Source organism: Bacillus paralicheniformis, from assembly GCF_001042485.2.
Classification (GTDB): Bacteria; Bacillota; Bacilli; order Bacillales; family Bacillaceae; genus Bacillus; species Bacillus paralicheniformis.
In genome coordinates this window covers 275,377-287,911 of record NZ_LBMN02000004.1, presented here as the reverse complement: position 1 = coordinate 287,911, position 12,535 = coordinate 275,377, and the positions used below count along the sequence as shown (strand labels likewise).

Below are 12,535 nucleotides of genomic sequence, written 5' to 3'. Positions count from 1 at the left end.
GATTCAGAAAGAAGGGAGATAAATGTTATGAAAACAGAAAGTCAAACGCTCCAAAATTGCGATCAATTGCTGGAAGAGATCGCAGACTATACGGTAAATGCCAAGATTTCAAGCGAAGAAGCGATTGAAACCGCCCGTTACGTCTTAATGGATACACTGGGCTGCGGCATTTTGGCGCTCAAATACCCGGAATGCGCCAAACATCTCGGCCCGATTGCCCCGGGTACCGTCGTCCCGAACGGCACCCGCGTCCCGGGAACGCAATTTGAGCTCGATCCTGTTCACGGAGCCTTCAATATCGGCTGCATGATTCGCTGGCTCGATTATAATGACACATGGCTGGCAGCCGAATGGGGCCACCCGTCAGATAACCTTGGAGCGATTTTAGCCTGCGCTGACTATGTCAGCAGGCAGCGGCTCGCGGCGGGCAAGGAACCGCTCACCATTCACGATGTATTAACGGCAATTGTGAAGGCTCATGAAATCCAAGGCGTCCTTGCTCTCGAGAACAGCTTAAACAGAAACGGGCTTGACCATGTGCTGTTTGTAAAAGTCGCCTCCACTGCTGTGGCATGCTCACTATTGGGGGGGACAAAACAGGATGTTGTCAATGCCGTCTCCCAAGCCTGGGTCGATAATTCAAGCCTGCGGACGTACCGTCACGCTCCGAATACCGGTTCGCGAAAGTCCTGGGCTGCCGGTGATGCGACAAGCCGCGGCGTGAGGCTCGCAATGATGACCTTGAAGGGCGAAATGGGATATAAAACCGCTTTGTCCGCTCCAATGTGGGGTTTTCAGGATGTCTTATTCGGCGGAAAAGAATTGACGCTCGCCAGACCGCTCGACTCTTATGTCATCGAAAATGTCCTTTTTAAAATTTCGTATCCGGCGGAATTCCACGCACAAACGGCTGCTGAAGCCGCGATCAAGCTTCACCCTGAAGTGAAGAACAGACTTGATAACATTGATCAAATCGTGATCACGACGCACGAATCGGCCATCCGGATTATCGACAAAACGGGAGAATTACACAATCCGGCTGACCGTGATCACTGCCTTCAGTATATAACAGCGATCGGGCTGATCTACGGCGATATTACCGCTGACCATTACGAAGACGAAACCGCGCAAAATCCGGAAATCGACAGACTGCGCGAAAAAATGACCACAGTCGAAAACAAACAGTATTCTACCGATTATCTCGACCCGGAAAAACGCTCGATCGCCAACGCTGTTCAAGTGTTTTACAAAGACGGCACACAATCGCAAAAAATCGCGATCGAATACCCGATTGGTCATCGGCGCCGCCGCAACGAAGGCATCCCGCTGTTAAAAGAAAAGTTCACCAATAACTTAAAAACGCGCTTTCCGGCGGGGCAAGCGGAGCGAATCAACGCCCTGCTGAATGACCCTCGCCAATTAAGCGGTACACCTGTGCCGGACTTTATGGAATTGTTTGTGATTTAGGAGGTTTTGAATATGTGGATTGTCTCGAAACAATCAACTCAGGAAGAACTGGCCAATACATTCAGAAAGCTGATGAAAGCGCCTGATATTTTGAAAATACCAGGCGTTCATGACGGGATGGCAGCCATTACCGCAAAAAACATCGGCTTCAAAGCGCTCTACCTCTCCGGGGCAGCCTACACGGCAAGCCGCGGACTCCCTGACCTCGGAATGATTCATTCCCAGGAAATCGCTGAAAAAGCCAGCGAACTTGTGAGAGCCGCAAATCTTCCGCTTTTGGTCGATATCGACACCGGCTACGGCGGTGTCCTAAATGCGGCGCGCACGGCGGCCGAAATGGCTGAAAGCCGGGTCGCAGCCGTTCAAATCGAAGATCAGCAGCTGCCTAAAAAATGCGGACATTTAAATGGAAAGACGCTTGTCCCGGCAGAAGACATGATCGCAAAAATTAGAGCGATAAAAGAAACCGCCCCTTCACTCGTCATTGTGGCACGCACGGATGCAAAAGCAGCGGAAGGAATGGAGGCCGCCGTCAGACGCGCCAATTTATATGCCGACGCGGGAGCCGATGCCATCTTTCCGGAAGCATTAACGAACGCAGCTGAGTTCAAGGAAATGGCCTCATCCATTAAAGTGCCGCTCCTCGCCAATATGACCGAATTCGGAAAAACGCCTTATTACACGGCTGACGAATTCCAAATGCTCGGCTGCAGCATGGTTATTTACCCGGTAACCTCCCTGCGCGCTGCCGCAAAAGCTTATGAACGGGTCTTCGCAGAAATTTTCGAAAAAGGCACGCAAAAGGGTGTGCTCGATGACATGCAGACGCGCGAAGAATTATATGATGCGATTCAATACTACGACTATGAAAAATTGGACGAAAATATCGCCAAAACGGTGCTTCCCGAAATCGGAAAAGAACATCGTTAATACGAGAAAAAAGGCTGCCGAATTGTCGGCAGCCTTCTCCATTTACAGCAGTTGCATCAATGCACCGCCGGCAGCACCGGCTGCAACGATGATCCATGGCGGAAGCTTCCAGTAGACAAGCAGGCTGAATAAAACCGCGGCGAATGCAAAATCAACCGGCGCCAATATCGAGCTGGTCCAGATCGGATGATAAAATGCGGAAATCAATATTCCCACAACGGCTGCATTCACTCCCATTAAAGCGCCTTTCACTTTAGGATTGCGGCGCAGCGTATCCCAGAAGGGCAGCGTCCCCAAAATCAGCAGGAACGCCGGCAGAAAAATCGCCGCTGTGGCGAGCATTCCGCCTTGCCAGCCGCTGATCACCGCACCAAGATATGCAGCGAATGTGAACAAAGGCCCCGGGACAGCTTGAGCGGCTCCATACCCGGCTAGAAAAGCCTCTTCGCTTAACCAGCCCGTCGGTACAAATTCCCGTTCTAATAACGGCAGGACCACATGCCCTCCGCCGAAGACTAAAGAACCCGACCTGTAAAAACTGTCAAACATGGCAATCCAGCTGGAAGATGTCAGTTCTCTGAGCATCGGCAGCAGTATGAGAAGCCCGAAAAACAAGCTGAGACAAACCGCCGCAAAACGGCGCGACACTGGAAATCGCATGACAGAATCATCTGTCTCAACTTGCTCTTTATAGATGAGATAACCGGCGAAAGCGGCGAGCAGGATGACTCCGACCTGTGTAAAAGCCGTCTGCCAGAGAAGGGTGGCGACTAGAGCAAACAGCGCGATCGCCTTGCGCCTTTTATCAGGTGTCAGCTTTTGCGCCATCCCCAAAACAGCATGGGCGACTACGGCTACGGCTACGATTTTCAACCCATGAATCCAGCCGGCTGTCCCGATATCGAAGCCTTGCAGAATCATAGCAAATAATACGAGTGCTATGACAGATGGGAGAGTAAACCCGATGAACGCTAAGATGCCTCCAATGATGCCGGCTCGCATGACGCCGATTCCGATCCCCACCTGGCTGCTGGCAGGGCCGGGCAGGAACTGGCATAAAGCGACCAGATCGGCATAGTTTTTTTCGTCCATCCATTTTCTTTTGCGGACATATTCAGCATGAAAATATCCCAAATGGGCGATCGGCCCTCCGAACGATGTCAATCCAAGCCTGGTTGAAACGAATAGAATTTCAAGCAGCGACCTCAAGCTTCGGTCCGCTTTATGCTTTGTCATGATTTCACTCCTCTATTCTTTAATTTCTTTAAACAGTTCATATGCTTTCAACCTTGCTTCCTTCAGTACGCTTGCTCCTTTTTCCGTAGTTGAGTAGTATTTTCTGATTTTCCCGTCCACATTCTGTTCTTCTTTTCGAAGAAGTCCGTCAGATTCCATTGAATGAAGGATCGGATACAGCGTTCCCGCACTGATGTTATATCCGTGCTCTTTCAATTCCTCAAGCATCCACAAGCCGAAAATCGGATGTTCGCTGGCGTGGTGCAAAATATGAATTTGAATAAATCCCAGAAATAGCTTTCGCAATACTTTATCTTCCAATACCGCACCCCCTTTAACGAAACTCAATATCGAAATCCGATATCGACAGTTTATAACGAAAGTGTAGCATCGGTTCTCTCTCTTTTCAAGGTCTTTTGCCCTTAAAAAAACAAGCCCAAACATGGGCTTGCCTGTTTCAAACATTTACGACTGATACTGTACACGATGAAGATTCGCAAAAATACCGCCGCGCTCAACCAGTTCATCATGTGTTCCTTCTTCTGCGATTCCGTTTTCTGTCACGACCACAATCCGGTCGGCATTGCGGATCGTAGCAAGTCTGTGAGCAATGACAAGCGTCGTCCTGTCTTTTGCGAGCTCTGTCAAAGCGTTTTGAATCACCTGCTCCGTCTCTGTGTCAAGTGCTGATGTGGCTTCGTCCAATATGAGAATCGGCGGATTTTTAAGAAACATCCTGGCGATTGCGATCCTTTGCTTTTGGCCCCCTGACAGCTTCAGCCCTCTTTCGCCGACTTGGGTCTCATAACCGTCCGGGAGCGACTCGATCAGCTGTTCTAAATGCGCCATTTTGGCGGCCCGCTGAATCTCTTCATCTGTCGCATCCAGTTTTCCGTAGGCGATGTTTTCGCGGAGCGTCCCCGTAAAAAGAAACACATCCTGCTGGACGATGCCGATTTGCGAACGGAGAGAACGTTTTGTCATGTCGCGAATATCGATGCCGTCAATTGTGATGGCTCCGCCGTCTATATCGTAAAAACGCGGAATCAGCGAGCTGATCGTCGTTTTGCCCGCTCCCGAAGGACCGACAAAAGCGACCGTTTCTCCGGCTGTAATTGACAGATCGACGCCTTGCAGGACAGGTTTATGTTTTTCATAGCCGAACGTCACATTCTTGAAGACGATGTTTCCTTCCAACAGCTGAACATCAATCGCATCTTTGCGGTCGACAATCTGCGGCTTTGTACCGATCAACTCCGTAAACCGCTTAAATCCTGCCATTCCTTTCGGATAAAGCTCCAAAATGGCGCTGATTTTATCAATCGGCTTAAACAACACGTTGACATAAAGAACAAACCCGACGAATTCCCCGTAGGACATATTCCCGGAAAAACTGAGCCAAGCTCCGTACACAAGCACTGCCAGAATCATCAGCCGCGTCATCAAAAAGGTCCCCGCAGTCGTGAGAGCCATCGTTTTGTAGCCTTTCAGCTTCGCCTTGCGGAACTTTTGATTGTTCTTTAAAAACCGGGAAATCTCAAAGCGTTCATTCGTAAAAGATTGAACGACGCGAACGCCTGAGACGCTGTCCTCAACCCTGGCGTTAACATCGGCGATTTCGCTGTACATCTGGCGCCAAGCGCGGTTCATCCTGATATTTGAATAAGTGATTAAAATAATCAATAACGGCACAAACAGAACAGCAACCAAGGCAAGCTTCACATTAATCGTCAGCATGATCCAAAATGCACCGAAAAAGGTCATCACGGCGATGAACAAATCCTCCGGTCCGTGATGGGCCAGCTCTCCGATATCAAACAGATCATTTGTGATGCGGCTGATGATATGTCCAGTTTTTGTATTGTCAAAGTATCGGAAAGATTGGCGCTGTACATGTTGGAAAAGCTCTTGGCGCATATCCGTTTCAATATTGATGCCGAGCTTATGCCCGAGATAATTGACAATGTATTGCAGGCCCGTGCTGAGCAAATAAATCAGTAAGAGGCCGATGCTTACCCAGACAATTTCAAGCCAGTCTCCCCCGGGAATCAGCGTATCGATGAACCACTGAACGACTAGGGGAAAAGCCAGCTCAAGCACTGCGACGATGATCGCACTGCTGAAATCGATGAAGAACAGACGTTTATGAGGTTTATAGTATGAAAAAAAGCGGCGTATCATAAGATGATGTGCACTCCTTTTGAGAATCTTTACGAGATTGATCGTATCACAGTTTGGCATCGGAAGTGCAAAAATTTTGAAAAATAATTGAAAATTATTCTCAAGTAGACTGTTTTATAAAGGAATTCCCGTTTCTTTTGCTCCCTGTGCAACAAGCTTAGCCATCTCATTTGCACCGAAATCGCAAAAATGGGTGTCATCCCTGGCTCCGTCCGGATAGTTGGGTTGTTCCCCCGGTTCAAGCCATAAAAACAGCTTTTTGGAAGCTTCCGGGCCCAGCGATTCAAGCAATTGACGGCTTTTGGAGGCGAGATCGATGAGCGGCACCCGAAGCTCTTCAGCAAGCTGTATCATCGCATCAGGATAGTCGCCGTGGGTATTTTTGAACCGGCCGTCGCTTTCAAATGATCTTCTCTGGACCGGTGTAATGAGGACCGGATTGGCTTTTTTTAACCGGGCGTCATCTATATACCGGCGCAAGTGCTGCTTGTAAGTCGTATATGGCTCTGTATAGCGATCATCCGGCTTTTGGTCGTTATGACCAAACTGGACAAACAAATAATCGCCGCTTTGGATCTGTGTCATGATTCGCTCCAGCCTGCCTTCTTCAATAAAGCTTTTTGAACTTCTCCCTGATGCCGCTTCATTGCGGATCAAAACACCGTCGCTTAAAAACGCGCCAATTTTCTGTCCCCAGCCTGCACGCGGCGCCCTGTCGCTATCATAATCGCAAACCGTTGAATCCCCGGCCAAAAACCACTGAACGTCTCTCATTATCCATCCCCCTCATTCCTTTTTGTTTTATATTAAAACGCCCCTCAAAGAACCGCAACCCAACATACATATTTGCCCATTTTGTTCTTTATACGACTCCTTTTTATAAAAAAGGCTATAAATTGATAAAAAACTATCAATTTATACTAATTTTTTTTAGAAATTTATCTAAAAATATTTACTTGGATGGTAAATGGTGATAGATTAAGTAAACAAGAAAAGGAATATAGTTGATCGCGATCTCGTTTCTACCTTTTCTTGAAAATAATAGGACGTCCTCTATTTTTTAACTTTAACATTGCATTTAGGAGGAACTTATCGATGCTTAAACGAAAATTCATTCGCAAAATCAGTGTTGCTCTATTAGCTTCTGCAGCATTGTTTTCATTTATCATTCCTACCCAAGGGGCAAATGCCCAAGAGGTGAAAACAAATCATTTTAGAGGACCGATCTTTTGTCCGCCGCCATTCAAGCCGTGGCCTAAGCCGCAGCCGCCTCAAAAACCGCAGCCGGATTATCCGCAACCGGATAACCCGACTCAGAAGCCTGTGCTTGAGGCAAAAACCATTAACAGCAATAAAGAGTGGTCAACTTCTGACATCGAAATTACTTATAAACCAAACACTTTTGTGGGTTCAAGCTATGTTGAATTTCATTTTCCATACCGTTTTCATGCAAGCACAAGAGATACACTAAATGGAAAAACACTTGACTATACACAAATTTTAAATGATGGACAAACGGTCCGAGTTCCCGTCTATGCTTTAAGCTCTTCTGAGTTCAAATTAGTGATGGTTCGGAAAACGCTCCCAAATGCAGGGACTCACAGAATTACTGCTGAACTTCAACAAAATGGAAAAAACATCAACCATGCTGAAACAACTTTGGAGATTGTTCCTCGTTAAATCAATGTTCGGCCTGCCGGCATCAATTTGCCGGCAGCTGTTCTGCTGTATTTCCCTTTACATATCATGCATTTTTTAAAAGTTTTTAGAATTTTCCTCAAAAAATATTTACTTGAATGGTAAACGGTGATAGATTGATGGGGCAGGAAAAGGAATATAGTAGATGATGAACTTATTTTTTCCTTTTTCATCTTTTTTAACAACATTCATTAGGAGGGGGAAGTACATGTTAAAACGTAAATTTATCGGTAAAATGGGAGTCGGGCTATTAACTTCGGCAGCATTGTTTTCTTTCATTCTTCCGACGGAGGAAGCGAGCGCCACTTTTTTCAGAAATGCTCCGACGCTTCATGTCGAAACGGTTGACAGCAACAAAGAGTGGACGACCTCAGACATTGAAGTCACTTACAAACCGAACTCTTTTGTCGGTGCAAGCTATGTTGAATTTAACTTTCCATACCGCTTCCATGCGAACACAAGAGATTCGCTGAACGGCAGAACACTGAACTATACACAAATTTTAAATGACGGGCAAACCGTCAGAGTGCCGGTTTATGCTTTCAGCTCTTCTGCGTTCAAACTGGTCATGGTTCGGAAAACGCTGCCAAACGCAGGAACCCACAGAGTCACTGCGGAGCTGCAAAAGTTTGGACGAAACTACAACCACGCTGAAGCTACAGTTGATATCCTGCCACGCTAAAACATTTCAGCCTGCCGGCAAAAGAACCGGCAGGCTTTTTTCATTTAAGCGCTGCCCGCCGAACCAGCATGTTAAAACAAGCGAGCGCGCTGATATTGCAAAACAGAATGACGACTGCCATCGGTAAAGCTGTATGGCTTCCGCCAATACCGACGAGCGGCGCCGCGGCAGCTCCTAAAATAAACGGAAGCAGTCCTAAAAGCGCAGATGCGCTTCCGGCCGATTTACCCTGGCTCTGCATCGCTAAGGATCCGCTGGTCGTCGTCACGATTCCGATGCAGGAAACCACGACAAACAGCGGAATTAAAATCAGAATCAGCGGTGCTTTGAAAAAGACAGAAACAAATAAAACAACGCTTGCGGTAAAAGACAGCAGCAAACCGCTCCGCAAAAGGGAAGCTTCGCCGAACCGACCGGCAAGCCTGCCCGTAATCTGGGCTGCGATAATGATGCCCAAGCCGTTTAATGCGAAACAAAAACTAAAGGCTTGCGCCGACAATTTGTAAATGTCCTGCAAAACAAACGGAGAGGCCGATATATAGCCGAACATCCCCGCTACGATCAGCCCTTGCGCCAAAGCGTATCCCATAAATGTGCGCTGGCCGAAGAGCCTTCCAAATGATACAAACGTCTCTTTGAACCCGCCTGCCGTGCGGTTTTCCGGAGACAGTGATTCTTTAACTCCGAATATCACGGACAAAATCATCAGCAAGCCAAAAAGGCCGATAATGAAAAATACGCCGTTCCAAGTCGTCCATTTCATCAGCTGGCCGCCCGCTACCGGGGATATGATAGGCGCAATCCCGTTAACCAGCATCAAGAGCGAAAAGAACTTTGTCAATTCTGTACCAGAATATAGATCACGGGCAATCGCGCGTGATATGACAATGCCGCCTGCACCCGCTGCACCTTGAATAAAGCGCATCGCAATCAAGACCCATACAGAGGATGTCATAGCACATAAAAATGAGGCCGCGGCAAAAACGGACAGCGAAACGATCAGCGGGAGCCTTCTTCCAAGGACATCGCTGAAAGGACCGATGACAATTTGGCCGATTGCCAGCCCCAGTAAACACGATGTTAAACTGAGCTGAACGACGGAAGCATTCGTATGTAAATCAGATGCCATCTGTGGAAGGCCGGGCAAATATAAATCGATCACAACCGGACCGATTCCCGATAAAATACCCAATATGACAGCGATCCATACCCTGTTCGGCTTAGCTTTTGACTGAGCCGCAAGATCTGCCTGGCTGTTAAGCGTACCCATTGGATCACTCCTTTTTTATATTTTGAAATACGCCCTCGAAACCTTTCAATGTATTGTACACCTTAAGCTATGAAGATAACAATTAGAAAAACCGGGCAAGCCCGGCTGATTAGTAAGATTCATATCTTTTAAAAACAAAAACGGTGCACATGAACAAAAGAAGCACAATTCCCAAAGACGAAAACACCATCCAGCCGAAAGCATTATCCCATGAACCATGCATGATAAAATAGTCAGCCTGGCTTTTCGCCTTATCAGGCATCCATTCGGTAAAACGGGGAAATAAGGAACCCGCCAGTGAAACGAAGGCGATGGAACTGATGCTCATGCCGGCAATCCCCCCGATATGACGAAACAGGGCACCGAAAAACATCGTGACCGACATGACAAATACAATCCATATACTGTACACGAATAAGCTAAATAAGAACCGGTCAAATTCAACCTTTCCGAATAGAAGGTTTGTATAATAAAAAGCTAACCCGTAGCTCACAGCAAACGAAACCAATACGAGCAGCACCTGCTGAAGCCACTTGCTGCCGATATACTGCAGCGGGCTGACAGGTCTCGCCATCACCAATGAAAGGGATCCTTGGTTTCGTTCGTGGACAATGCTGCCCATCACACTGAAAACGAAAATTGCAGTACCAATCGTGCCGAACTGGGACAAGGTGCTCGCCATCACCTCTTCACTTCCCGGCTTTGGTATGTCGATCACAGCTCCCTCAGGCAAATTCCCGGCCATATCGATAATCTGAGGCATATAATACAGGGTGAGCGGCTGAATCAAGCCCAGAAGGATCAAAATGACTGGCAGCCAAAGCAGCTTTCCGTCCCTCCAGCTTTCCGTCCATTCTTTTTGAAATAACATAAAAAATGAATTCATAGCCCCATCACCTTCAAATACATATCTTCCAAGGACATCGTTTTTTGTTCAAAACGAACAATCGATACTTGCCTGCTCAAGCATTCAGCTAACAGCCGGCGGCTGTCAGACCGATCTGTTAAATAAAATTCAGCTTGTGAAGGCTTATGATACACGACTTTGCTGACATAAGGCAGGTGTTCCAGCCATCCTTCAAGGCTCTCTTCAGCTGTCAGGATATAAGATGGCTTTAAATGCCGATTCTTCAATCTGTGAAGCGGACCTGACCATTTGACAGCCCCTTCTTTCAGCATGATCACTTGATCGCACACCTCTTCGGCATCATGCAGCACATGAGTCGAAAATAGAATTGTCATCTTCTTTTTTAATTCTTTCATCATATCAAGGACTTCGCGCCGCCCCGCCGGATCGAGCGCAGAAACAGGTTCATCCAAAATCAACAGGCTCGGCTCATGAACCAAAGCCTGCGCAAGCCCGAGCCTTTGCTTCATTCCTCCTGAAAAACCGCTGATTTTCCGGTCTTCTTCCTTTTCCAGACCGACATAGCGCAAAGCGGTTCGACTCTTTTCCAGGGCTTCACGACGTTTCATTTTAGAAAGTCTTGCAGCAAACACCATATATTCCAAAGCTGTCATCCATGAAAAAAACGCAGGATGCTGAGGCAAATATCCGATTTCCAGCCTGTTTATCGATTCCCTCCCCAAAAAGCGGATGCCTCCTGATGTAGGCGCCAATAAACCGGAAAGCATTTGCAATGTCGTCGTTTTTCCCGCTCCGTTCGGCCCGAGAAGGGCAACGCATTGCTGATATTCAAGGTCGAAGCTGACATTTCGGACAGCTTGGTGCTGCTGATACATTTTTGTTAAACCATTGACGGACAGCATCACACCCGCCTCCTCTCATATGTTTTTTTACCGATGATAAAGTAAGAGACGGGACCGACAAAACTGATCCCGAAAATGATCAAAATCCACATCCACTTTGGGCCATTCGTTTTCTCCTGTTTGATGCAATTGACCAATGCGGACACTGCTAAAATGAAATACAGAACAATGAAAGGAGCGAGCAGCGCCCAAGGTATATCTGTTTCAGTCATGATGACGGCCTCCTTTTCTTATGAAACGGCCTTACAACAAATAAATAATAGAATAATAAAGGCATCGGTGTTTGGATCAAGCCCCATATGCCCCAAAACCACGCATTGGCTCCTTTTTTCTTCGCATTAAGAAATAGAAAGATACTCTGCGCAAATAAAAGCGGTGAAATGTAAAGCAGCAGCATCAATTTTTCCTGAGTCATATCAAGATTCATTTAATCAGCCTCCCCGTCAGCCGCACGCCGCCTTTTTTCTAATAAGGCGAGCGCCGGCAGAAATATAAGCGCCGCACCCTGCACCATGATAAAAACAGCCGGCACTTGAACGGAAATCGTCAAGTAAGCCGATAAAATCACCAGCGCCATGACGATAAAACAAAGCAATTCCTTTTTGAGCGCCCGCTTGCGTTCTTGCTTAAACCGCGCTAAACGCTGATTCAGTTCAAATACTTGAGGAACCGGCGGCACAAAAGTATCATCCATTCTTTCGAGTTCGCGTTTCAACTGTGTAATCGTTTCTTTTTCGTCTCGGTCGTTCACTGTCCCCACTCCTTTCGAATCTTCTTTAATCCATGATGCACGCGCGATTTGACGGTACCTTCTTTTATTTTCAGCATGTTTGCCACTTCAGGATAAGTAAACCCGTAATAGTGCCTTAACAAGATTGGCATTCTGAACTCTGGCTCAAGAGCAGCAAAAAGCTCCAAGTATTCGCTCCATTCGTGGCCGTGAAGGGCAGACTTCCATTTCATTTTTCGCAAGGCTTCCTCTCCTGCTGCTTGCGTTTTGCGGTTTTCGCGTTTTTTCCGGCGCTGATGGTCGATAAACAGCCGGGAAGCAATTGAAATCAGCCATGTTGAAAATTTCGCGTTGCCTTGAAACTGATGAAGGCTGACATACGCTTTCAGCATCGTTTCCTGGACCAAGTCCTCTGTGAGATCTGGGTTCAGCGTTAATTTCAGAACATATTGATATACAAAAGGATAGTGAAGCTGAAACAGTATCGTAAAAGCCTCATCTTCCCCGTCTTTTGCCCGTATGATCAGTTCTTTTTCATCTGCTTGATCCACTAAAACGCCTACCCCCTTTC

Annotated in this window: 15 protein-coding genes; 4 read left to right on the top strand and 11 right to left on the bottom strand. The window is 47.1% G+C overall.

The window, feature by feature from the left end; all coding sequences use genetic code 11:
* The first annotated feature begins 27 nt into the window (after window positions 1–27).
* On the top strand, window positions 28–1,467 hold the full coding sequence (locus tag ACH97_RS03715) for a bifunctional 2-methylcitrate dehydratase/aconitate hydratase (RefSeq protein WP_020453409.1): 1,440 nt from the start codon (window positions 28–30) through the stop codon (window positions 1,465–1,467).
* Between the two features lie 12 nt (window positions 1,468–1,479).
* A complete protein-coding gene (prpB, locus tag ACH97_RS03710; protein WP_020453410.1) occupies window positions 1,480–2,397 on the top strand; it encodes a methylisocitrate lyase in 918 nt (305 codons plus the stop codon).
* Between the two features lie 42 nt (window positions 2,398–2,439).
* Here the strand turns inward: prpB and ACH97_RS03705 are convergent, their stop codons facing one another.
* The 4 genes from ACH97_RS03705 to ACH97_RS03690 all read right to left on the bottom strand — a co-directional run bounded on the left by ACH97_RS03705 (window position 2,440) and on the right by ACH97_RS03690 (window position 6,591).
* A complete protein-coding gene (locus ACH97_RS03705) occupies window positions 2,440–3,633 on the bottom strand; it encodes a chromate transporter (protein WP_020453411.1) in 1,194 nt (397 codons plus the stop codon).
* Window positions 3,634–3,645: 12 nt separating this feature from the next.
* Window positions 3,646–3,954 (bottom strand): PadR family transcriptional regulator, encoded by a 309-nt coding sequence (locus ACH97_RS03700; RefSeq protein WP_020453412.1) that lies wholly within the window; start codon window positions 3,952–3,954, stop codon window positions 3,646–3,648.
* A 144-nt stretch (window positions 3,955–4,098) separates the two neighbouring features.
* Window positions 4,099–5,814: an ABC transporter ATP-binding protein gene (locus ACH97_RS03695; RefSeq protein WP_020453413.1), complete on the bottom strand. Its 1,716-nt coding sequence runs from the start codon at window positions 5,812–5,814 to the stop codon at window positions 4,099–4,101.
* A gap of 114 nt (window positions 5,815–5,928) precedes the next feature.
* On the bottom strand, window positions 5,929–6,591 hold the full coding sequence (locus ACH97_RS03690; RefSeq protein ID WP_041817376.1) for a rhamnogalacturonan acetylesterase: 663 nt from the start codon (window positions 6,589–6,591) through the stop codon (window positions 5,929–5,931).
* A 318-nt stretch (window positions 6,592–6,909) separates the two neighbouring features.
* Here ACH97_RS03690 and bslB (ACH97_RS03685) point away from each other — a divergent pair, with 318 nt between their 5' ends.
* On the top strand, window positions 6,910–7,494 hold the full coding sequence (gene bslB / locus ACH97_RS03685; RefSeq protein WP_020453415.1) for a biofilm surface layer hydrophobin BslB: 585 nt from the start codon (window positions 6,910–6,912) through the stop codon (window positions 7,492–7,494).
* Between the two features lie 226 nt (window positions 7,495–7,720).
* Window positions 7,721–8,194: a biofilm surface layer hydrophobin BslB gene (bslB, locus tag ACH97_RS03680; protein WP_023856950.1), complete on the top strand. Its 474-nt coding sequence runs from the start codon at window positions 7,721–7,723 to the stop codon at window positions 8,192–8,194.
* Window positions 8,195–8,234: 40 nt separating this feature from the next.
* On the opposite strand, the gene ACH97_RS03675 is transcribed toward bslB (ACH97_RS03680), so the two are convergent.
* The 7 genes from ACH97_RS03675 to sigY all read right to left on the bottom strand — a co-directional run bounded on the left by ACH97_RS03675 (window position 8,235) and on the right by sigY (window position 12,515).
* Window positions 8,235–9,464, bottom strand: a complete 1,230-nt coding sequence (locus ACH97_RS03675) for a multidrug effflux MFS transporter (protein WP_020453417.1) — start codon at window positions 9,462–9,464, stop codon at window positions 8,235–8,237.
* A 109-nt stretch (window positions 9,465–9,573) separates the two neighbouring features.
* On the bottom strand, window positions 9,574–10,350 hold the full coding sequence (locus tag ACH97_RS03670) for an ABC transporter permease (RefSeq protein ID WP_020453418.1): 777 nt from the start codon (window positions 10,348–10,350) through the stop codon (window positions 9,574–9,576).
* Complete coding sequence (locus ACH97_RS03665) at window positions 10,347–11,234, bottom strand: ABC transporter ATP-binding protein (RefSeq protein WP_020453419.1); 888 nt, start codon at window positions 11,232–11,234, stop codon at window positions 10,347–10,349. Before ACH97_RS03665 ends, ACH97_RS03670 begins: the two co-directional genes overlap by 4 nt.
* Entirely contained in the window at window positions 11,234–11,446 is a 213-nt protein-coding gene (locus ACH97_RS03660) for a PLD nuclease N-terminal domain-containing protein (RefSeq protein ID WP_020453420.1), read from the bottom strand. Before ACH97_RS03660 ends, ACH97_RS03665 begins: the two co-directional genes overlap by 1 nt.
* Window positions 11,443–11,661, bottom strand: a complete 219-nt coding sequence (locus ACH97_RS03655; protein WP_020453421.1) for a hypothetical protein — start codon at window positions 11,659–11,661, stop codon at window positions 11,443–11,445. The genes ACH97_RS03660 and ACH97_RS03655 overlap by 4 nt, the downstream gene beginning before the upstream one ends.
* Window positions 11,662–11,985: a YxlC family protein gene (locus ACH97_RS03650; RefSeq protein ID WP_020453422.1), complete on the bottom strand. Its 324-nt coding sequence runs from the start codon at window positions 11,983–11,985 to the stop codon at window positions 11,662–11,664.
* The gene (gene sigY, locus ACH97_RS03645; protein ID WP_023856948.1) at window positions 11,982–12,515 is read right to left on the bottom strand and encodes an RNA polymerase sigma factor SigY; all 534 of its coding nucleotides are present in this window, start codon (window positions 12,513–12,515) and stop codon (window positions 11,982–11,984) included. The genes ACH97_RS03650 and sigY overlap by 4 nt, the downstream gene beginning before the upstream one ends.
* Between the last annotated feature and the right edge of the window lie 20 nt (window positions 12,516–12,535).

Bases quoted from the DNA above. Each gene is read 5' to 3' on its own strand.
- ACH97_RS03695 (WP_020453413.1), bottom strand. From the start codon at position 5,814: ATGATACGCCGCTTTTTTTCATACTATAAACCTCATAAACGTCTGTTC.
- ACH97_RS03705 (WP_020453411.1), bottom strand. From the start codon at position 3,633: ATGACAAAGCATAAAGCGGACCGAAGCTTGAGGTCGCTGCTTGAAATT.
- ACH97_RS03660 (WP_020453420.1), bottom strand. From the start codon at position 11,446: ATGACTGAAACAGATATACCTTGGGCGCTGCTCGCTCCTTTCATTGTT.
- ACH97_RS03665 (WP_020453419.1), bottom strand. From the start codon at position 11,234: ATGCTGTCCGTCAATGGTTTAACAAAAATGTATCAGCAGCACCAAGCT.
- ACH97_RS03715 (WP_020453409.1), top strand. From the start codon at position 28: ATGAAAACAGAAAGTCAAACGCTCCAAAATTGCGATCAATTGCTGGAA.
- prpB (WP_020453410.1), top strand. From the start codon at position 1,480: ATGTGGATTGTCTCGAAACAATCAACTCAGGAAGAACTGGCCAATACA.
- ACH97_RS03655 (WP_020453421.1), bottom strand. From the start codon at position 11,661: ATGAATCTTGATATGACTCAGGAAAAATTGATGCTGCTGCTTTACATT.
- ACH97_RS03675 (WP_020453417.1), bottom strand. From the start codon at position 9,464: ATGGGTACGCTTAACAGCCAGGCAGATCTTGCGGCTCAGTCAAAAGCT.
- bslB (WP_020453415.1), top strand. From the start codon at position 6,910: ATGCTTAAACGAAAATTCATTCGCAAAATCAGTGTTGCTCTATTAGCT.
- ACH97_RS03670 (WP_020453418.1), bottom strand. From the start codon at position 10,350: ATGAATTCATTTTTTATGTTATTTCAAAAAGAATGGACGGAAAGCTGG.
- bslB (WP_023856950.1), top strand. From the start codon at position 7,721: ATGTTAAAACGTAAATTTATCGGTAAAATGGGAGTCGGGCTATTAACT.